Consider the following 23,871-nt stretch of genomic DNA (forward strand, 5'->3'; position numbering starts at 1 on the left):
TCAGGGTTCGATGGTCAGGGTCGGCACCTCGATCAGTACCGGGCGCTGGCCCGCCAGGGCCGCGGCAAACGCCTCGGCAAACGCTTCGCGGGTGTTGGCCTGCACCGCGTGCACGCCGTAGCCGCGGCCGATGGCGCAGAAGTCCAGGCCCGGCACGTCCAGCCCCGGCGCATCGCTGACCTGCAGCACATCGGCGAACCAGCGCAGGGCGCCGTAGGTGCCGTTCTTGAGAATGATGAACACCACCGGGATCTGGTACTGGGCGGCGGTCCACAGCGCGGTGATGCCGTAATTGGCCGAACCGTCGCCGATGATCCCGATCACCCGCCGCTCGGGCCGGGCCAGTTGCACCCCCACCGCCGCCGGCAGGCCGAAGCCTAGGCCGCCAGCCGCCGGAAAGTAGTAACTGCCGGGCTCGCGCATCTCCACCCGCTGCCAGAAGGCACCGACGGTGGAGGTGGATTCCTTGACGTAGATCGCATCCCTGGGCGCCAGCTCGCTGATCACGTCGAACACGGTTTCCGGGCGCAGCAGGCCGCCGGTTTCCTCGACCGGCGCCGGTGCCGGCAAGGCTGGCGGCTGCGGCCGGTCGCACTCCGGCAGCGCCCAGACCAGGGCCTGCAAGGTCTCGGCAATGTCCCCTACCAGCGCATCGCCCATGGGCGAGCGTGCCGCTTCGCCGGGGTCGCAGGTGATGTGCAGCAGCTCGCAACCCTCGGGCAGGTAGTCCCCCGGGGCGAACTGGTGGTAACGGAACACCGGGGCCCCCACCACCAGGATCAGGTCATGCTCCGCCAGGCAGCGGCTGATGCCGGCGATGGCCGCCGGCAGCACCCCGCGAAAGCTCGGGTGGCGGGTCGGGAACGGGCAGCGGGACGCGGACGGCGCGACCCAGGCCGGCATGCCGAGTCTTTCCGCCAGTTGCACCGCCAGGTGGTTGCTCTGGCTGCCGTCCACATCCGGCCCCAGCACCAGCACCGGGTTGCGCGCCGCCACCAGACGCTGCACCAGCTGGCGCAATTGCGCCGCCGAAGGCAGCCCGGCCGTGGCCACTTGGCGCCGGGCCAGGTGCTCGACCCCGGCCGGGGCGGCGCGGCCCCAGTCGTCATAGGGAATCGACAGGTACACCGGGCCCTTGGGCGCCTGGCTGGCCATGTGGATGGCCTGGCTCAGGGCCCGGGGCACATCCTCGGCGCAGGCCGGTTCATGGCTCCACTTGACCAGGGGCTTGGGCAACTGCGCGGCATCGACATTGGCCAGCATGGCTTCGACGCCGATCATCGAGCGCACCTGCTGGCCGGCGGTGATCACCAGCGGGCTGTGGGAGTACCAGGCATTGGTCAGCGCGCCCATGCCGTTGCCGGTGCCGGCCGCCGCATGCAGGTTGACGAACGCCGGCTGGCCGCTGGCCAGGGCGAAGCCGTCGGCCATGCCGACCACCGCGCCTTCGTGCAGGCCGAGGATGTAGCGGAAGTCTTCGGGAAAGCCCTTGAGAAAGGGCAACTCGTTGGAACCCGGGTTGCCGAACACCGTGGTCAGGCCGTGTTGCCGGAGGATGTCGTAGGAAGCGCTATGGACGGTTTTCATAGGGACCTTTGCCGCTGCTTTTTTAGAATTTGAGTTACTCTTGCAGCCGCGATGAAATTGATCAAATCGATACTATTTCTATTAAAAATAAGATCCATCTATATCCATGAGGCAGCATGAGCCACATCGATCTGAACCTGATCCGTACCTTCGTCACCCTCTACGAAGCCCGCAGCGTGACCCTGGCCGCCGAGCGCCTGTTCGTCACCCAGCCCTCGGTCAGCTACGCCCTGGCGCGGCTGCGGGACCTGTTCGACGACGGCCTGTTCAGCCGCAGCCGCGACGGCATCCAGCCCAGCCAACTGGCCGATGAGCTGTACCCGCCCCTGCGCGAATCCCTGACGCGGATCGAAAACACCGTGCACAGCACCCGGCACTTCGACCCGGCGACCACCGAGCGACGCTTTCGCATCGCCCTCTCCGATCTCGGCGAAATGGGCTTTCTGCCGCTGATCCTGGCGCGCCTGAACCAGCAGGCCCCGGAGGCCGAAGTCGAGGTCCTGCCGCTGCAGGTGGACCAGGCCGGCGAATGGCTCGGCAGCGCCAAGGTCGACGCGCTGATCTGCCGCAAGCCCCTGACCGGCACCCGCAGCCAGGTACTGATCCGCGAGCGCTACGTGTGCCTGCTCAGCGACCGCCACCCGCGCATCGGCGAACACCTGAGCCTGGAACAGTTCCTCGCCGAACGGCACATCGCCGTGACCCGCACCACCGGCCACGGCAGCGTCGAGGACGTGCTCAAGCAGATGAACGCCACGCGCCGCATCAGCCTGCAGGTGCCGCACTTCTCGGTACTGCCCAAGGTCCTGCCCGGCACCGACCTGCTGGCGGTGCTGCCGGCGCAGATCGCCCGCCTGTTCACCCTCGAAGGCGGCCTGCGGCAACTGGAGCTGCCGTTCCCAGTGGGGGAGTTCGACGTGTCCCTGCACTGGCACCCCAACAGCGACAGCTCCGCCGCCCTGACCTGGTTCCGCCAGACCGTGGCCGCGGCGATCATCGACGGCCAGGCGTGAAGCGGCGCCCGCGGGCGCATCCGGTTGCGCAGGCTAGGCCAGGGCCGCTTGCGCCTGCGGCGGCGCCGGGCGCAGCAGCAACAGGCAAGCCGCCGCCAGCACGAAGACCACGGCAAACACCCCGTACAGGTGCAGCGGCTGCCAGCCGGCATCCAGCAGCACCCCGGCCACCGTCGGCGAGACAATCGCGCCGATGCGCCCGATGCCGATCCCCCAGCCCACTCCGGTAGCCCGCACCGAAGCGTCGTAGACCACCGGCGACAAGGCATACAGCCCGGCCACGCAGCCGTTGGCGAACAGCCCGATCAGCAACCCCAGGCCCAGGGCTGCGGCAATCGACGAGGCGCTGCCGACAAACAGCACCAGGAGCCCGGCGGTCACCAGCATGAACAGCGACAGCACCCGGGTCAGCGGCCAGCGCGAAGACAAGCCGCCGATCAGCGCCGCGCCGAAGATCCCGCCGACACTCAGCAGCACCCCGCCGGTGATCCCCTGCTGCGCCGAAAGCCCGGCGGCCACCAGCAGTTTCGGGGTCCAGCTCATGACGAAGTAGAAGCCGAACATCACCAGGAAAAACAGCAGCCAGATCAGCAGCGTGGTGCGCCGCATCGGCCCGGCGAACAGCTGGCCGAAGCCGCTGCCGGCGCCCTCCTCGCGCAGCGCCGCCGCGGGCAGCCGCGCCAGCGTCGGGTACCCCAGGCGCTGGGCCAGGCGATTGACCCGCGGCAACGCATCGGCCGGGCGCCGGGCCAGGAGAAAGTCCAGGGATTCGGGGAGCCAGAGCAGCACCAGGGGGATCACCAGCAAGGTGACGACGCCGCCAAACACAAACACCGAGCGCCAGCCCCAATGGCTCAGCAGCCACACCGCCAGCAAGCCGCCCAGGGTCGCCCCCAGGGCATAGCCGGTGGATTGCAGGCTCACCGCCAGCCCCCGCCAGCGGCGGCTGGCGTATTCGGCGGCGATCACGTTGCTGCTGGCCAGGATGCCGCCGATGCCCAAGCCGGTCAGGCCGCGCAACAACGCCAGTTGCAACGGACTCTGGCTGGTGGCCGAAAGCAGCATGCCGACACCGGACAGCAACAGGCACCCCAGAATCAGCGGCCGGCGCCCGAAACGATCGGCCCAGGGCGCGATAAACAGCGAACCGCCGGCCATGCCGAACAACCCGGCACTGAGCAGCAGGCCGATCTGCGCGCCGTTGAGTTGCCACTCGGCGGACACCGAGGCGGCGGTGAAGGCCATCACCAGCACATCGAAGCCGTCGATCATGTTGAGGACGATGCAGATACCGATCGCCAGGCACTGGAACGCCCCCATCGGCCCCTGATCGAGCCGTTGCTTGAGATCACCGTTCATGGCCGCACCTGCCGTTCGGCCACGAGCCGAAGCGCAACACCCAGCGAACCTGTGCACACAGACAGCCAGCGCGCGCCAGCCAGGTGGCTGCACGCCGTCGAAAAGACATTCATGACGAAACCCTTTTTGTTGTTTTTATTGCGGACGGTCAGGAGGGCTCCTGCCATCGCCAGGTCGCCAATAAAGCGCTTAATGGATCCATTAGCAAGGGATAAGCGGGCTGAAAAGGCTGTTCAAAAACCCCTTGGCCAGCCATGGACGGGGTCAATTTCCATAAGGATCAAACGCTTAGGTGCCCGACACGGCGCCGGGATTAGCGGGCGATTATCGGCCAACCAAGCAGGTGGCGAGGGAGCTTGCTCCCGTTCGATGGCAGAGCCATCGCACAGCCTGCGGGTGTGGTAGGCCTGGAAACGCTCGCCGGCCAGCGATGGGGGCGCTGCGCACCCCAGCGGGAGCAAGCTCCCTCGCCACAAGGTTTGCCCCCTTAATTGGATCCAATAGCCTGCTTCACCTCAGATAAAGGCCAACCCTGCCCGGGCGCTGCGTACCGCCGTCATCCGCGGTTCGACCTGGGGCAACAGGTAGCTGAAAAAGAACCCCGCCGTCTCCAGCTTGGCCCCACGCAGCGGGTCGCCCTCGGGCAGCCTGCGCGACACCCGTGCCGCCCGGGTCCAGGCCAGCGCCAGCAGGCTCAGGCCACACAACGCCAGAAAATCCCCGGCCGCGCGATACGGGTACTCGGCATCCTCCAGCGCCCACTGCTGCACCTGGGCCACCAGTGCCTGCAACGCCTCGGCCAGATCCGCCAACGACCGGGCGAACCCCGCGCACTCGGGCACCTGGGCGCTGTGCCCGGCCTCATCGCGCAATTGCTCAAGCAACAGCGCGAAGCCCTGCCCGCCATCCCCCAGCACCTTGCGCAACAGCAGGTCGTTGGCCTGAATCTCGTTGCTGCCTTCGTAGATCATGGCGATGCGGCTGTCGCGCAGGGTCTGCTCGATGGCGAACTCGGCGACGTAGCCGTAGCCTCCGAAGACCTGCAAGGCGTTGCTGGCCTGACGAAAGCCCTGCTCGGTAAAGAACGCCTTGATGATCGGCGTCAGCAGTTGCGCCAGCTGATCGGCCTGGCGCCGGACCTGGGGTTCAGGGTGATGCTCAGCCTGATCCAGCAAGTGCGCGACCCAGTAGCCGATGGCCCGCAGGCCTTCGCTGGTGGCGCGCAATTCCAGCAGCACGCGGCGCATGGCCGGGTGGTAGCGAATCGGGTCGGCGGCCTGGGCGGCGACCCCGGCGGGGCGCAACGGCGCACGCATCTGCTGGCGTTCGCCGGCGTAGTCACGGGCGTTCTGCCACGCCGCTTCGACATGCCCCAGGCCTTGCAGGCCCACGTGCAGGCGCGCCGAATTCATCATCACGAACATCGCCGCCAGGCCGCGATGGGCCTCGCCCACCAGCCAGCCCTGGGCCGCCTCGAACACCAGGGAACAGGTGGCGCTGCCCTTGATCCCCATCTTGTGTTCGATGCCGTCGCAGCGCACGCCGTTGCCCTGGCCCCGCTCCAGGCGCTTGGGCACCAGGAACAGCGAGATCCCGCGGCTGCCCTCCGGCGCGCCCGGCAGCCGGGCCAGCACCAAATGCAGGATGTTGTCGGTGAGGTCATGCTCGCCGCCGGAAATGAACAGCTTGCTGCCGCTGAGGCGATAGCTGCCGTCGGCCTGGGGCTCGGCGCGACAGCGCAACAGGCCGACATCACTGCCGGCCTGGGGCTCGGTCAGGCACATGGTGGGCAGGCTTGCGCCGCTGATGATCTCGGGCAGGTAGCGCTCCTGGAGCCAGGGCGCGCCGTGGGTCTTGAGGCACAGGTAGGCGCCGTGGGCGATGCCGGTGTACATGGCCCAGGCGTGGTTGCTGGCATAGAGCATCTCTTGCAGCGCCGCGTCCAGCAGTTGCGGCAGGCCCTGGCCACCCAGGGCTTCGGCGCAAGCCAGGGCCGGCCAGCCGCCCTCGACATAGGCCCGGTAGGCCTCGGCAAACCCCTGCGGGGTGCTGACCTGCCCGTCCGCCCACCGGCAGCCCTGGCGATCGCCGCTGGCGTTCAGCGGCGCCAGCACGTCCTGGCTGAAACGCCCGGCCTGCTCCAGCACCTGCAGCGCCAGGGGCAGGTCCAGCGCCTCGAACGCCGGGCTGCGACGCCACGCGTCGGGGGCCTCCAGCCAGTGCTCAAGGACAAATTGCATATCGCGCAGCGGCGCCTGGTAGCTCCACATGGGGACACCTCATCGAGTAGAAATAGAATGACCCGCCAGGGGCGCGGGCCGGTCGGGCTCAGCCGCGCCAGGCCGGGTTTTCGATCAGCAGCGCCATGCCCTGGCCGCCTCCCACGCAGGCGGCGGCGATTCCGTAGCGCAGGTTGTGCTCGCGCAGTTGCCGGGCCAGGGTCAGCACCAGGCGCAGGCCGCTGGCGGCCAGGGGGTGCCCCAGAGCCAGGGAGCCGCCCCGGGCATTCACGCAGTCACTGTCCAGCTCCAGCTCCCGGGCCACGGCCAGCACCTGGGCCGCCTGAGCCTCGTTGATTTCAAGGCGACCGATCTGCTCCAGGCCCAGGCCGCTGCGCTGCAGGAGCAGGCGGATCGCCGGGGCCGGACCGATGCCCATGCACTCCGGCGCCACCCCGACCACCGCGCTGGCCCGCAACAGCGCCAGGGGCGTCGTGCTGCAGGCCGACGCCCGCCCGACCAGGGCCGCCGCCGCGCCATCGACCACCGCGCAACTGTTGCCGGCGGTCTGCACCCCGCCCTCGTGGATCGTCCGCAAGCGCGCCAGGGCAAACAGCTCACCAGGGCGCGGATGACTGTCCTGGCTGACCGTCTCGACACCCCGTGGCAGGCGAATGCCGCGCGGTCGATAGCCGTCGAGCTCGAAGGCCTGCTGGCTTACGGCGACGATTTCCGGCGCGAACCAGCCCGCCTGCTGCGCCGCCAGGGCCCGCTGATGGCTGGCGCAGGCATAGCCGTCCACGGCTTCGCGGGTCAGGCCATAACGCCGCGCCAGATTGTCGGCGGTGGCGATCATGTCCAGCCCCGGCGCCGGGTCGTACAGCGCCTCCCATAAGAAATCCTTGAACTGCACTGCCGCCCCCAGGCGAAAGCCGCCGCGATGGGTGTAGGCGGCAATCGGGTTGCGCGACATCGATTCACTGGCCACGCACAACGCCAGTTGCACCTCGCCCCGCAGCTGCTCGGCCGCCTGGCGCAACAGCTCGAAACCGGTGGCGCAGATGCGCTGCACCCCCAGGGCCGGCACCGCTTGCCCGACGCCGCTGTACAGGCCGATGTGCCGGGGCAGCAGGTAGGCGTCGAAACTGGCCTGGGCCATGGAGCCGGCCAGCACGCTGTCCACCGCCCGGGCATCGATGCCGGCGCGCTGCAGTACCTCGCGGCCGACCTTGATCCCCAGATCGATCGGCGAGATCTCCGCCAGGTCCCCGCCAAGGTCGACCCAGGGCGTGCGCAACGCCTCAAGGATCGCCACATCGGCAAACTCGCTGTACTGCCCGGCGCCGTTCATGGCTTGGGCTCGGCGCGCAGGATCGACGGTTCGCGGCCGCGATACAGGTCCTCGACCTGCTCGGCGCGCCACTGCAACACCGCGCGCTGGTTGATCGAGCCCTTGTCGGTGATTTCCCCGCGGTCGATGGACGCCGGCTCCACCTGCAGGGCGATCCACTCCAGGCGGCTGGCGTTGCCGCTGGCCTCGCGGTTCAGGCGCTGCAACCAGTCGCCGAACCACTGGCGCACCGGCACGCTGGCCAGCACCTGGGCATCGCTGGCCTCGGCGCCCAGCGCCGCCAGCCGCCGGCATTCATACAGGCGCGGGAACACCAGGGCCCCCAGGCACTCGCGGTCCGGGGCGGCCACCACCAGGTCCTGGACATAGGGCGAGCCTTCGAGCACCGCGCGATTGCGCAGCGGGCCGACACTGACAAAGACCCCGGACGACAACTTGAAATCCTCGGCGATGCGCCCGTCGAACATCAGCCCCAACTGCGGGTCCTGGGGGTCGGCGAGCTTGAGTGCATCCCCCGAGCAATAGTAGCCCTGGGCGTCGAACACTTCGGCGGTCTGCTGTGCCGCGCGCCAGTAGCCGGGCATGATGTGCGGCCCGCGAAAGCGCCCCTCGAGCTTGCCGTCCACCGGCACCAGGCGCACTTCGCACCCCGGCGCCGGCAGGCCGATGTAGCCGGCCATCGACAGCGGCCCGGTGGTGAAGGTGCAGGAAGGCGCGGCCTCGGTCATGCCGAGCCCGGCCATCATGCGGATGCGTTCGCCGCAATGCTGCTCGGCGACCCGGTCGAGACGGTCCCAGACACTTTGCGACAGCCCGGCGGCGGCGAAGAAAAACAGGCTCATGCGCTTGAAAAAACACTCGCGCAGCTCGGCGTCCTGCTCCAGGGCGTTGACCAGCTCCTCCCAACCCTTGGGCACGGTCAGGTAGGCGGTGGGGGAAATCTCCTTGAGGTTGCGCAAGGTCTCGGCGAAGCCCTGGGCCGTGGGCTTGCCGTCGTCCAGATAAAAACTGCCGCCGTTGTAGAGCACGATGCCGACGTTATGGCTACCACCGAAGGTGTGGTTCCAGGGCAGCCAGTCCACCAGCACCGGCGGCTCTTCGCCGAACACCGGGAAGGTCTGCAACAGCATCTGCTGATTGGCGCAGAGCATGCGCTGGGTGGTGATCACCGCCTTGGGCAGCTTGGTCGAGCCCGAGGTGAAGAGAAACTTGGCGATGCTGTCCGGCCCGGTGGCGGCAAAGGCCGCATCGGCCTCGGCCCCACCGGGCTCGGCCAGCAGGCTGGCGAAGCTCGCCTGGCGTCGCCCCGGCACCTGGCCACGCACGCAGATCAGCGGCGTCTCGGGGGGCAGCACCGCGTCGATGGCCCGCTGGTAGGCGCCAGCATCGCTGACAAACACCAGCCCCGGCTGCAACAGGTCGCAGACGTGGCGCAGCTTGGCAAAGTCCTGGGACAACAGCGAATAGGCCGGCGACACCGGGCAATAGGGAATCCCGGCGTACATCGCGCCCAGGGCCAGTTGCAGGTGTTCGATGTCATTGCCCGAAAGCAGCGCCAGCGGCTTGTCGGCGGACAAGCCGTAGCCGAGCAGGCCCTGGGCGATGGCGCGCACGCTGTCGAGCATCTGCCCATAGCTGACCCGGCGCCAATCGCCGCCGGCCTCGCGGGCGGCAATGAAGGTCTGCTCGGGGCGCACCCGGGCCCAGTGCAGCAGGCGATCGAGCAAGCGCTGCGGCAAGGGCGCCAGGGGTTCCAGGGAGCGCATGTGCAACACGCCCTGCTCTTCACTGACGGCAACCGCCGGCCGGCCGATGGACACCTGGCGGTAACGCGGCGGCTCGGCCGCGGGTGGGGATGGCGCTCTGAATTGGCAACTCACGTACATGTCCTCCATCAAGGCACGCCTGCGCCGCGCACGCAGGGCGACGGCTGGCAAGCGTGGCAGCCGGGGGCTGCGGCCTTGTTATTGTTATGCCCTGCCTGCACACGGGCCGCGTGCTCAAGAACCTGCTTGCGATCTGCTGCGCTTGGCTGACGCGGCGTTAAAAAGCGTTGTTCGCCAGATCGAAAGCCGGTTCAGAGGGCACCGCGCCCGTGGCGACGGATCAGATCGGGTAGTGCCGCGGGCCGTTCTGCAAGGTGACCCAGCGCAATTGGGTGAAGTGCTCGATCGAGGCCTTGCCGCCAAAACTGCCGTAGCCGCTGGATTTGACGCCGCCAAACGGCATCTGCGCCTCGTCGTGCACGGTGGGCCCGTTGATGTGGCAGATGCCCGACTCGACCCGTTGCGCCAGGGCCAGGGCCCGCCCGGTGTCGCGGCTGAAAATCGCCGCCGACAGGCCGAACTCGGAGTCGTTGGCCAGACGCAGCAACTCTTCATCGCCGCTGCCGCGCAGCAGCACCGCCACCGGTCCGAAGGACTCCTCGCGGTACAGGCGCATCGATGAGGTGACGCCGTCGAGCAGGGTCGGCTGCAGAATGCTGCCGTCCAGTTGCCCGCCGACCACCAGCCGCGCCCCCTGCTCCAGGGCATCGTCGATCAGTGCCCGGATACGCGTGCCGGCGCTGGCATCCACCAGCGAACCGAGCACCGATTCTGCGGCCGCCGGGTCGCCGGCGCGCAGGCTCTCGACCTTGGCCGCCAGCTTGGCGACGAAGGCATCGGCCACCTTGGCATCGACGATCAGGCGCTCGGTGGACATGCAGATCTGCCCCTGGTTGAAGTAGGCGCCAAACGCCGCGGCCGCGACGGCCGCATCCAGGTCGGCATCGTCCAGCACCAGCAACGGCGCATTGCCGCCCAGCTCCAGCAGGGCCGGCTTGAGGTGGCGCGCCGCAAGCTCGCCGACAATCCGCCCGACATGGGTCGAACCGGTGAAGTTGACCCGGCGCACCGCCGGGTTGGCGATCAGCCGCTCGACAATCGCCGCGGCATCGGCCGGGGCATTGCTGATGACGTTGACCACGCCATCGCCCAGGCCGGCGTCCTGCAGCACCTGGCCGATCAGGCGATGCACCGCCGGGCTCAGTTCGGAAGCCTTGAGCACCACGCTGTTGCCACAGGCCAGGGGCATGGCGATGGCCCGTGTGGCGAGAATCACCGGGGCGTTCCACGGGGCGATGCCCAGCACCACGCCACAGGGTTGGCGCAGGGCCATGGCGAAACTGCCGGGAACATCCGAGGGAATGACTTCGCCGTTGATCTGGGTGGTCATCGACGCCGCTTCACGCAGCATGTTGGCCGCCAGGCGCACGTTGAAGGCGTACCAGTTGGCCATGGCCCCGGTCTCGCCGGCGGCGGCGATGAATTCCTCGCTGCGGGCCTGCAATTGCTCGGCGGCCCTGAGCAGGCGGCTGCGGCGTTCGTTGGGGGCCAGGGCCGCCCAGGCGGGGAATGCGGCCTGGGCCGCGGCCACGGCGGCGTCGGCATCGTCCAGGGTCGCGGCGGCCACGCGCGATACCACCGCGCCAGTCACCGGGTTGCGGCGTTCGAAGGTTCGACCGTCGCCGGCGGGGCGCGACTGGCCACCGATCAGCAGGGGCACGTCCAGCATGGTGATTCCTCTTGTTGTCTTTGTCGGGAATGCAGCGCAGCGGTGTAACAGTAAGGCCAGGGGCATGGCGAACGGCGGGATGGGCCCGCCGTTCGCCGGCCGGGCTCAGCGTTTATACGCCTGCAGGCCGGGCTTGATGCTCTTGTCGTCAAGAAACTGCTTCATGCCCTGCTCGCGGCCGCCTTCGGTGTCCAAAAGGCGCGACTGATCGAGCTTGGCGTACAGGTAGTCTTCGTTCTGCTCCCAGGTCAGCTCGCGGCAACGCTTGAAGCCATGCTTGGCGGCACGCAGCACCACCGGGTTTTTCTCCAGCAGATTGCGCGCCAGTTCGATGGTGACTTCACGCAATTGCGCCAGGGGCACGCTTTCATTGACCAGGCCCATCTCGGCGGCTTTCTGCCCGCCAAAGGTCTTGCCGGTCATGATGTAGTACAGCGACTGGCGATGACCCACGGTGTCGGCCATGGCCTTGCTCACCAGGTTGCCCGGCGGGATGCCCCAGTTGATTTCCGAGAGGCCGAAGGTTGCCTCATCGGCGCAGATCGCCAGGTCGCAGGCCACCAGCGGGCTGAAGCCGCCACCGAAGCACCAGCCGTTGACCATGGCGATGGTCGGCTTGGCGTACATGCGCAGCAGTTTCCACTGCCACTGGGAGGCTTCGCGGCGGATTTTTTCCTGAAGGATCTCCGGGCCGGCATCCACCTCGCGAAAGTACTCCTTGAGGTCCATGCCGGCGGTCCAGGCTTCACCGGCGCCAGTCAGCACCAGCACGCCGGCGGCCGGGTCCTGCTCCAGGGTTTCCAGCACGTCGATCATTTCCCGGTTCAGGGTCGGGCTCATGGCGTTGCGTTTTTCCGGGCGATTGAGGATGACCCAGGCAATGCCCTCTTCGATTTCGACCTTGACCGTTGTCCAGCGACCTTCGTAGTTGCTCATGGCGATGCTCTCTTGTTCTGGCTTGAAGATAGGTCGAAATTAAACCGCAAAATTAGTTATGTCAATTAACTATTAATTTGATTAACCATTTTTCTTCATCGCGGAAAAATCCTTCTGCAACGCCTGCCAACACAGGCAAACGTAGCTATCAGCGGCCGACCCCGGCAAACTGGATAGCCTTGTTAACCGACCCAGGATGTTTTTGTCATGGCCAAGCCCGCTCCCCTCGCCGACCCGCGCGAGGCCCCACCCGCCAACGCCGAGGTCCAGGCGCCGCTGGATTCGGCCCTGGACGAACTGATTGGCTACGCCATGCGTCGCGCCCAGCTCAAGCTGTTCCAGAACCTGATCGGCCGGCTCTCGGTCCACGACCTGCGGCCCGCGCAGTTCTCGGCCCTGGCGATCATCGACAGCAACCCGGGGCTGATGCAGGCCGACCTGGCTCGCGCCCTGGCCATCGAGCCGCCGCAAGTGGTGCCCCTGCTCAACAAACTGGAAAGCCGCGCGCTGGCAGTACGGGTGCGCTGCAAGCCGGACAAGCGCTCCTACGGGATCTTCCTCAGCAAGACCGGCGAAACCCTGCTCAAGGAGCTCAAGCAGATCGCCGCGCAAAGCGACGTCGACGCCACCTCGGCCTTGAGTGGCGAGGAACGCGAAGAACTGCTGCGCCTGCTGAAGAAGGTTTACCAGGACCAAAGCCAAGGTGCCGGCACAGGGCCGGCACGCTGAGGCGGCAAGGTGCTTGCGGGCCTACCAGATCGGCAAGGTGTAGAGCACCAGGAAGCGGGTCTGGTTTTCATCGCGGAACGCCGCGCCCGCCGGAAAATCATTGCGATAGATCGACTTGCGCGCCACCAGCCCGAGGTTCTTCAACGGACCGCTCTGCAGCACGTACCCCAACTCCATCTGAAACTCGCGCTCCTTGCGGTCGCTGGCGTTGAAGGCCGCCAGCTCGATATGGTCGCCGCGCACGTAACGCAGCCGACTCTTGAGCCCGGGCAGGCCGGAGGCGGCAAAGTCATAGTCGTAGATGGCTTGCCAGGTGCGCTCCTTGGCGTTGAGAAAGTCCGAACTCATGGTCAGCTCGCTCATGCCCATCAACTCGGTGCCGGAGATGTAGGGCGTGGCCGTGTCGCCGCTGGAATGCATGTAGCCCAGGCTCACCCGGTGCCCGCCGAACTTGTAGCCGAACAGCGCCGAGAGGTTGCGGTTGTCGACCCGACCGGCCTTGGCGCTGCCGTCTTCCCGGCTGAAAAAACTGCGCAGGTCGCTGCTCAGCACGCCATCGCCCAGGGGCAGGTTGTGCAGCAGGGCCAGGGTGTCCTGCTGGTAGAGGTCGGCCACCTGGGCGTGATAGGCGCGCAGGCCGAGGTCCTTGTTGACCTGGTAGTCGCCCCCCAGGTACGCCAGGTGCGAGGTGCTGGCCGTGGCATTGAAACGCCGGTTGGGCGAGGCAATGGTCATGGCCTGGTAGTCGGTGGAGTCGCGCTTGTTGATGCGGTCGATGTAGCCGGTGTTGAGGGTCAGGCCGTCGATGTCCCTGGAGCTCAGGGTGGTGCCGCGAAAGGTCTGCGGCAGCAGGCGCGACGGGCTGGCAAAGGCGAACGGCAGGAAGATCGAGACATCGCCGGTCTTCACCGTGGTCTGGGCAAAGCGCAATTTGGCGGTGGGCGCCAGCCGCGAGTATTCATCCGCGGCGCGCTTGTCGCTGGCCGACACCGGCAGCAGTTCGGTGCCGCTGCGGTCCGGCGAGGAGTCGAGCTTGACCCCCAGCAGCCCGCGCACATCCAGGCCGAAACCGACGCTGCCCTCGGTGAACCCCGACTCCATGTTCATGATGAAACCCTGGGCCCATTCCCGGGCGGCGGTCTTCGCCCCATCGTCCTTGTAGTCGCGATCCAGGTAGTAATTGCGCAAGGTCAGGGTGCCGTGGCTGTCGTCGATAAAACCCGCCGCCCGGACTGGGCCGGACAACAGGCTCAAGCCCAGCATGGCCAGAGCCAGCCGCGTGGGGAGACTGGGCACACAGGAAGCTGACGCCGCAACGGCGTTGGTGGGGAGATTTGGCATGTCCGATGTCCATTTTTTGTTGTTGTTTTAGAGGGCGAACGAGGGCCTGGCAGCCGACGTCGCGGACAGAGAATGGAAACAGCCCAAGCCTGACGTCAACCACAAATGACCGATAATCGAACATTAATAATATTATCTATTTTTACAGAGAATCCTTATTGATAGTTTATCTATCTGATTTAAATGGCTTTATTTGCATTTATTGGCCGAAATCAAGGCGCTGTTCATTTTTTAGTTATCTTTGTTATCTTAATCGCCAGCCACCAGCGCCGGCGCATTCAGGCCCGGCGTCCAACTGGCCACCACAACAAAAACAACAATGAGGTTTGCCCATGGACAGTCCATCGCGTCGTTCGACGCTGACCATCGCTTTGTGCTTTATCGTTGCGCTGATCGAGGGGTTCGATCTGCAGGCGGCCGGCACCGCCGCCGCCGGATTGCGCCAGAGCTTCGCCCTGGATCCGAAGATGATGGGCTGGGTGTTCAGCGCCGGAATCGTCGGCCTGCTGCCCGGGGCGTTCTTCGGCGGCTGGGTCGCCGACCGTATCGGGCGCAAGAAGATCCTGGTCGGCGCGGTGCTGCTGTTCGGCCTGTTCTCGCTGTGCACGGCCTACGTCGAGAGCTATTCGAGCCTGCTGCTGGTGCGCTTCATGACCGGCCTCGGCCTCGGCGCGGCGCTGCCCAACCTGATCGCCCTGTGCGCCGAAGCGGTGAGCGAACGCCGCCGGGGCACGGCCATCAGCGTCATGTACTGCGGCGTGCCCCTGGGTGGCGCGCTGGCGGCGGTGGTGGCGATGTTCTCCAGCGAACATTGGCAGACCACCTTCATCATCGGCGGCCTGGCGCCGCTGCTGGTGGTGCCGCTGATGGCCGGGTTGCTGCCCGAATCCAGTGCCTTTCGCCAACACACCGCCAGTGCCGGCACCCAGCGCGCCTCCACCGCCCAGGCGCTGTTCGGCGCAGGTCGCGCGCGCACCACGCTGGCCCTGTGGCTCAGCTACTTCTTCACCCTGACCGTGATGTACATGCTGCTCAACTGGCTGCCCTCGCTGCTGCTCGAACAGGGCTTCAGCAAACCCCAGGCGGGCCTGGTGCAGATGCTGTTCAACATCGGCGGCGCCCTCGGCTCGCTGCTCGGCGGCCTGCTGCTGGACCGCTGCAACGGGCTCAAGGTGGTGCTGTTCGTGTACGCCGGGTTGCTGGCGGCGCTGGCCGGGGTCGGGCTGTCGCAGGGCATTGCGCCCATGGCCCTGGCCGGATTTGCCGCGGGGCTGTTCGTGATGGCCGCACAATTGGTGCTCTACGCGCTGGCACCGCCCTCCTACCCGACCGCGGTGCGTGCCACCGGCGTGGGCGCTGCCGTGGCCATCGGCCGCCTGGGCTCGGTGGCCGGGCCCCTGGCCGCCGGGCAGATCCTCGCCGCCGGCGCCGGCACCGCCGGGGTTTTGCTGGCCACCTCGCCAGGGCTGGTCATCGCTGCGCTGTCGATCCTCACGGTCATCGCCCGGGCCAACGCCACGCCCGAGCTCAAGCCTGCGCATTGAACCTTGCACAGGGCGGTTACCGGGCTCCCGGTAACCGCGCCAACAAGCTTGGCCCGCGACTGCGCACTGTTCGAGGACGGCCCTAGAACCCCACCGTCGCCGACACCAGCCAGGTGCGCGGCGTCGACAAGGTCAACCCCGCCGCGCTGTCGGACGAGCTTGCGGCCGAGGCCCAGTAGGCGGTGTTGAGCACGTTCTCGACACTGGCGCGCAGGGTGATCGGTTTCTTGCCCAGCTCGAAGGCATAGCGCGCCCCCAGGTCATAGCGCTCCCAGCCGGGGATTTTCTGCTGGTTGGCCGGGTCCAGGTATTGCGAGCTGGAGTGAATCGCCCGCGCGGTCAGGGTCAGGCCGCGCAGGCTGTCGATGTCCCATTCGGCGCCAAGGTTGGCGTTGACCACCGGCGAGCCGGTGCCGCGATTGCCGTCATACAGGCCCTGGCCGGTTTCGGTCTGCACGCTGTCGAGCAGCATCAGCCCGCCCAGCAGGCGCACCCCGTCATGGGGCTCGCCGAAGACATTCAACTCCAGGCCCTGGTTGCGCAACTGACCATCGGGCTTGTAGTTGTTGTTCTCGTCGTAGACATAGGACGGCTGCTGGATGCGAAACAGGCTGGCGCTCATGCCGAAACGGCCCAGGTCGTACTTGGCGCCGACCTCCACCTGTTTGCTGCGATACGGGGCGAACACTTGGTTGGCATTGGTGGCGGTGGTCGGGGCGGTTGCGCCCTGGCTCAGGCCTTCCATGTAGTTGCTGTACAGCGACAGCTGATCGGTGACCTTGACCACCAGGCCCAGGGCCGGGGACAGGGCCTTCTCGTCATTCACCGGTTCTTCGCGCACGCCATCGCTCCAGGTGCTGACCTGGACCCGCTGCAAGCGTGCGCCCAGGGTCAGCAGCACCCGGTCCTCGGCAAGGCTCAAGGTGTCGGCCAGGGCCAGGCTGGTGAAGCGGTTTTCCGTGTGGGTGCTAGTGTCGAGGCGATTGGGACGCCCCGGCAACGGCAGCTCCACCGGGCGGTAGAGGTTGCTGACACCGCGCGGGTAGCGCTCGCCGGCGTTGTCGAAATCCATGTTGAAGCGGTTCAGGCTCAGGTTCACGCTGTGCCCGACCGGCCCGGTCTGAAACCCGCTGCGCAGGCCGATGACGGCGGTCTTGACGTCCTCGTCGCGACGGAAGGTGCGCGGGGTCACGGTGAAGTCGCCGGCGCTGTTGGTCACCTGCACCGCATGGCGCAGAAAGTCGTAGTTGCCTTTGCGCGCCCCCAGGGCGGCGTACACCATCAATGAATCGCTGAGGTCATACTCGCCACGCAGCGCGCCGAAGCTGTCCTTGGAATGGGCATAGGTCCAGGACTGGGCGATGTTGTGGCGGATGTCTTCGGCCTTGGGCATTTTCGCCGTGGCCGCCACTTCGACCCGCTCGATCGGCGCGTCGGCGTGACGTTCCTGGTGCCCCAGGTCCAGGGACAGGCGCAGCCGCTCATCACGCAGGTCGAGGCCGATGACTCCGGTTTCGCGCTGGAGCTGCTGGTGGTCCCACTCGGTGTAGCCGGACTGGCGCACACCATTGAAACGCAGGCCGAAGCGGTTGCCCTCGCCAAAGCGCCGGCCGATGTCCACCGCGCCACCGGTCTGCCCGGCGGACGCATAGAGCGCGGTGAACTCGGTCAGGGGGGTGTCCGCGGCGCGCTTGGGCTCGATGTTGATGCCGCCGCCGACGCTGCCCCGGGGCGCAATCCCGCCCAGCAGCATGCCCGGCCCCTTGAGCACATCCAGGCGCCCGACCATTTCCATGTCGATGGCGTAGGTCGGCAGGATCCCGTACAGGCCGCCGTAGGACACGTCACTGTTGAACAGGCTGAAGCCGCGCACCGAGAACTGCTCGAAACGCCCGCTGGCCGGGTTGGTGGTGCGAACCGAAGGGTCGCTGGCCACGGCGTCGCCCAGGGTTCGCGCCTGCTGGTTCTTCAGCGCCTCGGCGGTGTAGGACGTGAGGTTGAACGGGGTGTCCATGAAATCGCGGTCGCCGAGCAGACCCTGGCCGCCCTTGCGATCCACCTGGCCCCCGGCATAGGGCTCGCCGCTGACAGGGAGATCGCTGCCGAGAATCGAGGTGGCGGGCAGCGCCAGGCCGCTTGCCTCGGGGACCGGCGCCAGGGTGTAGGCCTGTTCGCCCACCGCGTGCAACTGCAGGCCCGAACCCTGCAGCAGCCGGGCAAAGCCCTCCTGCACCGCGAACTCACCGGAAAGCCCGGGACTGCTGCGCCCTTCGACCAGCCGCGGGTCCACCGCCAGATCGACTCCGGACAGCCCGGCAAAGCGGGTCAGGACAGCGCCCAGGCTGCCGGCCGGCACCTGGTAGCTGCGGCGGCCACCCTCCTCGGCCCAGCTCAAGGGAACCAGCAACGGGCTGGCGCTCAGGCTCAGCAGCAGACTCAGACGCAACAAGGGACGCACAGCAGCAGGCATGACGCAGGGCATTGAAGAGGCTCTCTTTTTCGTTCACTTACCTGCAATGACAGGCACCTGGAAAAAAGGGGACAGCCCTCAAGCGAGTTTTTTACGCGAACGCAGCGTGACCCAGAAACGCGTCCGCGCCTGCACCTCCAGCGGCAGGCTGGCGGCCAGCAAGGCCAGCACCCGGTCGGTGTCCTCGACACGGAAACTGCCGGTGACCCGCAGCGCCTCCAACTCCGGGTCCCAGCGCAACACGCCGCGGCGGTAACGACTCAACTCGCGCAAAAAATCCCCCAGCGGCTGGTCCTGGGCCAGCAACACCCCTTCGCGCCAACCGGGTATGGCGCTGTCAAAGATCTGCGGCAACCCGGCGCCGGAAGCCTGCAGACTGACCTGCTGCCCGCCGTGCAGGGTCAGGGCCGGCCCCTGCAAGGGCTGCACCTGGACCACGCCGCTGACCACCGAGACCCGACAGCCGAGGCGCTCCTGGCGCACGCAGACTTCGCTCTGGCTGACCCGCACCCGGCCGAAGTCGGTGTACAGGGTCAGGGCCGGATGGCCCGGCACCCTGAGCGCGATCTCGCCCTGCACCAGGGTCAGGCGGCGCGCCGCCAGGTCCAGGTCCAGCGCCGTGGCGGTATTGAGTTGCAGGAAACTGCCATCGGCCAGGGACAGCTGCCTGCGCTCGCCGGTGGCGGTGTGCAGGTCGGCGCGCCATGCCTCCAGGGGCAATTGCCGGCTCAGCCACCAGGCGCTCGGCACCAGCAGCGCCACCCCCAGGCCGCGCTTGAGCAGGGCCCGACGTCCCACTTGCGGGCGGTCGAGGCTGGCCAGGGCCAGGGCCGGGGGCAGCTCGGCGAAACGTTGGCGCAACAGTTGGGCTTTCTGCCAGGCCTGTTCGTGGCTGGCGCAGCGCTCGCGCCATTGTTGCAGGCCCTGCTGGTCGCTCTCGCTGGCGCTGCCGGACTCCAGCAAGGCCAGCCAGCGCGCCGCGGCGCGGGCGACCTGACGCGGATCGCTGCCGGTGGACGAGGTCACAGCTCCACCAGCAGGCAGTGTTCGTAGGCTTGGGCCATGTAGCGCTTGACCGTGCGCTCGCTCACCCGCAGGCGCTCGGCAATCTCGCGGTAACCCAGGCCTTCCAGCTGGCTCCAGAGAAACGCCCGGCGCACCGGATGGGGCAGGCCATCGAGCAGCTCGTCCAGGGCCTGCAGCGCTTGCAGGACAATCCAGCGCTGTTCGGGCGAAGGCACGCAGGCCTCGGGCAAGGTCGCCAGGGCGTTGAGGTAGGCCTGTTCGAGGCTGCGCCGCTGATGGAAGTTGATCAGCAAGCGCTTGCCGACGGTCAGCAGGTAGGCCCGCGGCTCCTGCAACTGGGCCAGGGGCTGGGCGCTGCCGAGCACCCGCAGGAAGGTGTCCTGGCTCAGGTCGGCGGCATCCCAGGCGTTGCCCAGGCGTCGCCGCAGCCAGCTTTCAAGCCAACTGCGGTGCTCACGGTACAGGTTGTCGAAGGTGTGCTCCGTTGGCAGTACGGCGTCATTCATGGCAAGGGCACCCGGCGTGGCACGTTAAATCAAATGAGACTCATTCTATTTAATATCGCTCGCCGGCACACCTTCTTTTGTTGCCCCGACCCTGGCGTGCCCCGCCCCGCTCATGCCCCATCGGCGCACTGGCCAGGTTCAGACCGGCGCCGCGCAGCCTCCTGGCGTCCCCACGCTACAGCCGACTACCACAGCGCAATATGGGAGTCCGCCCGGGGCTCAGTGCCGCCACAGAACACGCCGCTGACCGGGTCGCGCAGGATGATCTGGCCGCGTCCGTAGTTGAGCGAGTCGTGGGCGATCTGCACCTGATGGCCGCGCCGGGCCAGGGCGTTGGCCAGATCGCCCGAGGCGCCCTGCTCGATGCCCACGCGCATGTCCCCCAGCCATTGCCAGCGCGGCGCATCCAGTGCGGCCTGCGGGTTGAGGCCGAAATCCACCAGGTTCATGACCATCTGCACATGGCCCTGGGGCTGCATGTAGCCGCCCATCACGCCGAACGGCCCGAGGGGCACACCGGCCTGGCTGAGAAAGCCCGGGATGATGGTGTGGAAGGTCTTCTTGCCCGGCGCCAGGGCGTTGGCGTGCGCCGGGTCGAGGCTGAATTCCTGGCCGCGGTTCTGCAGGGCGATGCCGCTGTCCGGCAGCACCACCCCGGAGCCGAAGCCGTGATAGTTGCTCTGGATGAACGACACCATGTTGCCCTCGGCATCCGCCGTGGCCAGGTACACCGTACCGCTGGCATGGGGGTCGCCGGGTTTGGGCGGTTGCGCCTGTTCGGCGATCTGCCCCCGCCGCCGGGCGCTGTAGGCGTCGCTGAGCAGATCGGCCACCGCCACGCGCATGTGCGCCGGGTCGGTGATGTGGTGCAGGCCGTCGCTGTAGGCCAGCTTCATCGCCTCCAGCTGGCGGTGCCAGGTCTGCTGGCTGTCACGCTGGTCGAAGTCGAAGCCTTCGAGGATCTTCAGCGCCATCAGCGCCACCAGCCCCTGGCCGCTGGGAGGGATCTCCCAGACCTGATAGCCGCGGTAATCGACCTTGATCGGTTGCACCCACTGCGCCCTGTAGCCCTCAAGGTCACTGGCCCGCAGGTAGCCGCCGGTGGCCCGGGAATGGGCGTCCAGGCGCTGGGCCAGTTCGCCGCGATAGAAGCTCTCGCACAGGCTGGCCGCCAGTTCCTGCAGGGTCCGCGCCTGGGCCGGGTTGCGAAACACCTCCCCGGCCCGGGGCGCGCGGCCGTCGATCAGGAAGGTGTCGAACCAGGGTTGCAGCAGCGGGTCGCGGTGGGGAGCGAACTCCTCCAGGGCGATCTGCCATTGCCGGGCAACCACCGGCGACAGGGGGAAACCGTCCCGGGCCAGTTCAATGGCCGGTTGCAGCAACTGGGCAAAGGGCAGCTTGCCGAAGCGCCGGGACAGCTCGGCCCAGGCCGAGGGGCAGCCCGGCACGGTGACCGGGGTCCAGCCATACAGCGGCATCTGCGCGTGCCCGGCGGCCCGCACCGCCTCGATGCTCAGGGCGGCCGGGGCCTGGCCGTTGGCACTCAGGCCATGCAACTGGCCCTCGGTCCAGACCAGGGCAAAGGCGTCGCCCCCCAGGCCGCAGCCCGTGGGTTCGACCACCGTCAGCACTGCGGCGCTGGCAATCGCGGCGTCGATGGCATTGCCACCGCCACGCATGATCTCGATCCCGGCCTCGGCGGCCAGGGGCTGGGACGCGGCGACCATGCCGCGACGGGCATACACGCTCTGGCGTTGTGAGGCGTAGGGGTACTCATGGGCAGAAAAATTCAGCATGGCAAAGGCTCGTGCAAGGGTTGAGGCCGCAAAAAATCACAGCACGCGGCTGAGAAAGGCTTGGGTCCGCGGGTGGCTGGGGCGGCTGAAGATCTGTTCCGGCGGCCCCTGCTCGATCAGCTCGCCCTGGTCGAGCACCACCACCCGGTCGGCCACCTCCCGGGCAAAGCCCATCTCGTGGGTGACCACCACCATGGTCATGCCCTCTTGCGCCAGCTGCTTCATCACCTGCAGCACCTCGCCCACGGTTTCCGGGTCCAGGGCGCTGGTGGGCTCGTCGAAGAGCATGGCCTGGGGCTTCATCGCCAGGGCCCGGGCGATGGCCACCCGTTGCTGCTGGCCGCCGGACAGCATCGACGGGTAGTGCCCGGCCTTGTCCGCCAGGCCGACCCGGGCGAGCAAGGCCCGGGCCTGCTCCACCGCTTCGGCCCGGGGCACGCCGAGGACCTGGATCGGCGCCTCGATGATGTTTTCCAGGGCCGTCATGTGGGGAAACAGGTTGAAGCGCTGGAACACCATGCCGATGTCCCGGCGCTGGCGGGCGATATTGCGCTCGCTATCGCGCACCAGGCTGCCGTCGGCGCGCTCGCGATAGCCCATGGCCCGGCCGTTGACCCGGATCAGCCCGGACTGGATCTGCTCCAGCAGATTGATACAGCGGATGAAGGTGGTCTTGCCCGAGCCCGAGGCGCCGATCAGCACCACCACTTCACCGCGGCGTACCGACAGGGAAATGCCCTTGAGGATCTGCAGGGCGCCGAACGACTTGTGCAGGTCCCGGGCCTCGATGATCAGGTCTTCACTCTGGTGTGCCATGTTCAACGTCCCCGCAGCAATTTGAAGGTGTGGCGCCCGAACATCCGGTGGCCGGCGGCCGGCGGCGCGGGTCGGTCACTCTGGCCGAAACGCTTTTCCAGCCAGCGCTGGAAGAAGCCCCACAGGGTGGTCAGCAGCAGGAAGTAGAGGGCCACCACCAGGTACAGCTCGAACACCCGGAAGGTCGCCGAAGTGACCATCTGCGTGCTCAGCAGCAGCTCCTGCACGCCGATCACGCTGACCAGGGTGGTGTTCTTGAGCATCACGTTGAACTCGTTGCCCAGGGGCGGAACGATCACCCGGAACGCCTGGGGCAGGACGATGCGCCGCATCAGCTTGGCGAAGGTCATGCCCAGGCAACGCCCGGCCTCGTACTGGCCCTTGTCCACGGCGCCGATCCCGGCGCGGATGATCTCCGCCATGTAGGCGCCTTCGTTGAGGCCCAGGGCGATGATCGCCGCCTGGATGTTGCCCGGCACCACCAGGCCGAACAGTTGCAGGTCCTCGAAACGGAAGATCCCGCCAGCCGCCAGGGCGGTGTAGAGAAAGACGATCTGCACCAGCAACGGCGTGCCGCGCATCAGCCACACGTAAAAACGTACCGGCAGGTGCAGCAAGGGGTTGCGCGACAGGCGCAGCAGCGCCGCCGCCAGCCCCAGGACACAGCCCAGCGCCATGCCCAGGACACTGATCACGCACGTCAGCCAGAGCCCGGTGAGGTACACCCCGCTGGGTTGCAGCAGGTACTGCCAGAACACATCCCAATTGAAATTCATCGCGGCGCTGCCTCAGTTCAGGGTGTCGCTGCTGACCTGCCACTGGCTCAGCAACCGGGCATAGCTGCCGTCGCTGCGCATGTCGTTGATGATCTGCTGCACCGCGGCGCTCAACTGCGCATCGTCCTTGCGGATGCCCAGGCCGGTGAGGATCCGGCTGAAGGCCGGCACCCCTTCCTGAAACAGGTCCGGGGCCATGGCGGCGTAGTAGCCGGCGGTTTCCACGGTGGTGCCGTAGGCGTCCACCTGACGGATACGCAAGGCCTGGAAAGCATCGGTGTCGCTGTTGTAGACCACCAGTGTCATCGGTGCCTTGCCAGCCTGGGCGAGGCTGGCGTTGTGGGCGTCCAGCAGGGTCTTGATGGTCGAGCCATTGAGCACAGCAACCTTGCGCCCGGACAAATCATCCAGGCTCTTGATCGCCTTGGGGTTGCCCTTGGGCACCACCACCGACTGGCTGGAATACATGTAGTTGACGATGTCGATCACTTCGCGCCGTTCGGGCTTGTCGAACAGTTGGTCGACGATCATGTCGCACTGCCGGGCCAGCAGCGCCGGGAGCAACCCGGAGAACGGAATCACCCGCCATTGCACCTCCTTGTTGCCCAGGCGGCGGGCGATTTCCAGGCCCAGGTCGACGCTCAGCCCGCGGGGCTTCTGGGCTTGGTCGAAAGACACCAGGGGCGGTGAATCCATCCCCGAGCAATAGGTGAGCTTGTCGACCTGTTGCAGGCGCTCCGGCACCTGGGGCGCGGCGGCGGCCCACTGTGCACAGAGTCCCAGGGATACGGCCACCAGCAAGGCGCGGCGTTTATGCATGACCAGACACTCCACTTCGTTGAACAAC

17 protein-coding genes and 1 pseudogene are annotated in these 23,871 nt (G+C 67.3%); 3 read left to right on the forward strand and 15 right to left on the reverse strand.

Going from position 1 to position 23,871, the window contains the following annotated elements:
- Positions 1-1,587, reverse strand: coding sequence for a benzoylformate decarboxylase (gene mdlC / locus PST29_RS17630; RefSeq protein WP_060843885.1), 1,587 nt, complete (start codon positions 1,585-1,587; stop codon positions 1-3).
- A gap of 116 nt (positions 1,588-1,703) precedes the next feature.
- Here mdlC and PST29_RS17635 point away from each other — a divergent pair, with 116 nt between their 5' ends.
- Entirely contained in the window at positions 1,704-2,600 is an 897-nt protein-coding gene (locus PST29_RS17635; protein ID WP_060839780.1) for a LysR family transcriptional regulator, read from the forward strand.
- A 53-nt stretch (positions 2,601-2,653) separates the two neighbouring features.
- On the opposite strand, the pseudogene PST29_RS17640 reads toward PST29_RS17635, so the two are convergent.
- The 6 genes and pseudogenes from PST29_RS17640 to PST29_RS17665 all read right to left on the reverse strand — a co-directional run.
- Positions 2,654-3,959 (reverse strand): annotated as a pseudogene (locus tag PST29_RS17640) (MFS transporter); the annotation flags it as partial.
- A gap of 515 nt (positions 3,960-4,474) precedes the next feature.
- Complete coding sequence (locus tag PST29_RS17645) at positions 4,475-6,229, reverse strand: acyl-CoA dehydrogenase (RefSeq protein WP_060843887.1); 1,755 nt, start codon at positions 6,227-6,229, stop codon at positions 4,475-4,477.
- A 58-nt stretch (positions 6,230-6,287) separates the two neighbouring features.
- Entirely contained in the window at positions 6,288-7,529 is a 1,242-nt protein-coding gene (locus PST29_RS17650; protein WP_060843888.1) for a thiolase family protein, read from the reverse strand.
- Positions 7,526-9,409 (reverse strand): feruloyl-CoA synthase, encoded by a 1,884-nt coding sequence (locus PST29_RS17655; protein ID WP_060845148.1) that lies wholly within the window; start codon positions 9,407-9,409, stop codon positions 7,526-7,528. Before PST29_RS17655 ends, PST29_RS17650 begins: the two co-directional genes overlap by 4 nt.
- 226 nt (positions 9,410-9,635) lie before the next feature.
- Entirely contained in the window at positions 9,636-11,084 is a 1,449-nt protein-coding gene (locus PST29_RS17660) for an aldehyde dehydrogenase (RefSeq protein WP_060843889.1), read from the reverse strand.
- Between the two features lie 105 nt (positions 11,085-11,189).
- The gene (locus PST29_RS17665; RefSeq protein ID WP_010567568.1) at positions 11,190-12,020 is read right to left on the reverse strand and encodes a p-hydroxycinnamoyl CoA hydratase/lyase; all 831 of its coding nucleotides are present in this window, start codon (positions 12,018-12,020) and stop codon (positions 11,190-11,192) included.
- Between the two features lie 207 nt (positions 12,021-12,227).
- Here PST29_RS17665 and PST29_RS17670 point away from each other — a divergent pair, with 207 nt between their 5' ends.
- A complete protein-coding gene (locus PST29_RS17670; RefSeq protein ID WP_060839786.1) occupies positions 12,228-12,749 on the forward strand; it encodes a MarR family winged helix-turn-helix transcriptional regulator in 522 nt (173 codons plus the stop codon).
- A 21-nt stretch (positions 12,750-12,770) separates the two neighbouring features.
- On the opposite strand, the gene PST29_RS17675 is transcribed toward PST29_RS17670, so the two are convergent.
- Positions 12,771-14,090, reverse strand: a complete 1,320-nt coding sequence (locus PST29_RS17675; protein ID WP_060843890.1) for an OprD family porin — start codon at positions 14,088-14,090, stop codon at positions 12,771-12,773.
- Between the two features lie 332 nt (positions 14,091-14,422).
- Here PST29_RS17675 and mhpT point away from each other — a divergent pair, with 332 nt between their 5' ends.
- Entirely contained in the window at positions 14,423-15,634 is a 1,212-nt protein-coding gene (mhpT, locus tag PST29_RS17680; RefSeq protein ID WP_060843891.1) for a 3-(3-hydroxy-phenyl)propionate transporter MhpT, read from the forward strand.
- Between the two features lie 82 nt (positions 15,635-15,716).
- Here the strand turns inward: mhpT and PST29_RS17685 are convergent, their stop codons facing one another.
- The 7 genes from PST29_RS17685 to PST29_RS17715 all read right to left on the reverse strand — a co-directional run bounded on the left by PST29_RS17685 (position 15,717) and on the right by PST29_RS17715 (position 23,843).
- Positions 15,717-18,116, reverse strand: coding sequence for a TonB-dependent receptor (locus PST29_RS17685; protein ID WP_060843892.1), 2,400 nt, complete (start codon positions 18,114-18,116; stop codon positions 15,717-15,719).
- 66 nt (positions 18,117-18,182) lie between these two features.
- On the reverse strand, positions 18,183-19,130 hold the full coding sequence (locus PST29_RS17690) for a FecR domain-containing protein (protein ID WP_060843893.1): 948 nt from the start codon (positions 19,128-19,130) through the stop codon (positions 18,183-18,185).
- Positions 19,127-19,636, reverse strand: coding sequence for a sigma-70 family RNA polymerase sigma factor (locus tag PST29_RS17695; protein WP_060843894.1), 510 nt, complete (start codon positions 19,634-19,636; stop codon positions 19,127-19,129). Before PST29_RS17695 ends, PST29_RS17690 begins: the two co-directional genes overlap by 4 nt.
- Before the next feature lie 185 nt (positions 19,637-19,821).
- The gene (locus tag PST29_RS17700; protein ID WP_060843895.1) at positions 19,822-21,432 is read right to left on the reverse strand and encodes a gamma-glutamyltransferase family protein; all 1,611 of its coding nucleotides are present in this window, start codon (positions 21,430-21,432) and stop codon (positions 19,822-19,824) included.
- Between the two features lie 36 nt (positions 21,433-21,468).
- Entirely contained in the window at positions 21,469-22,248 is a 780-nt protein-coding gene (locus PST29_RS17705; RefSeq protein ID WP_060839793.1) for an amino acid ABC transporter ATP-binding protein, read from the reverse strand.
- 2 nt (positions 22,249-22,250) lie between these two features.
- Positions 22,251-23,024 (reverse strand): amino acid ABC transporter permease, encoded by a 774-nt coding sequence (locus tag PST29_RS17710; protein WP_060839794.1) that lies wholly within the window; start codon positions 23,022-23,024, stop codon positions 22,251-22,253.
- 12 nt (positions 23,025-23,036) lie between these two features.
- Entirely contained in the window at positions 23,037-23,843 is an 807-nt protein-coding gene (locus PST29_RS17715; RefSeq protein ID WP_060841967.1) for an ABC transporter substrate-binding protein, read from the reverse strand.
- Between the last annotated feature and the right edge of the window lie 28 nt (positions 23,844-23,871).

This window comes from Pseudomonas sp. St29, from assembly GCF_001547915.1.
Lineage (GTDB): Bacteria > Pseudomonadota > Gammaproteobacteria > Pseudomonadales > Pseudomonadaceae > Aquipseudomonas.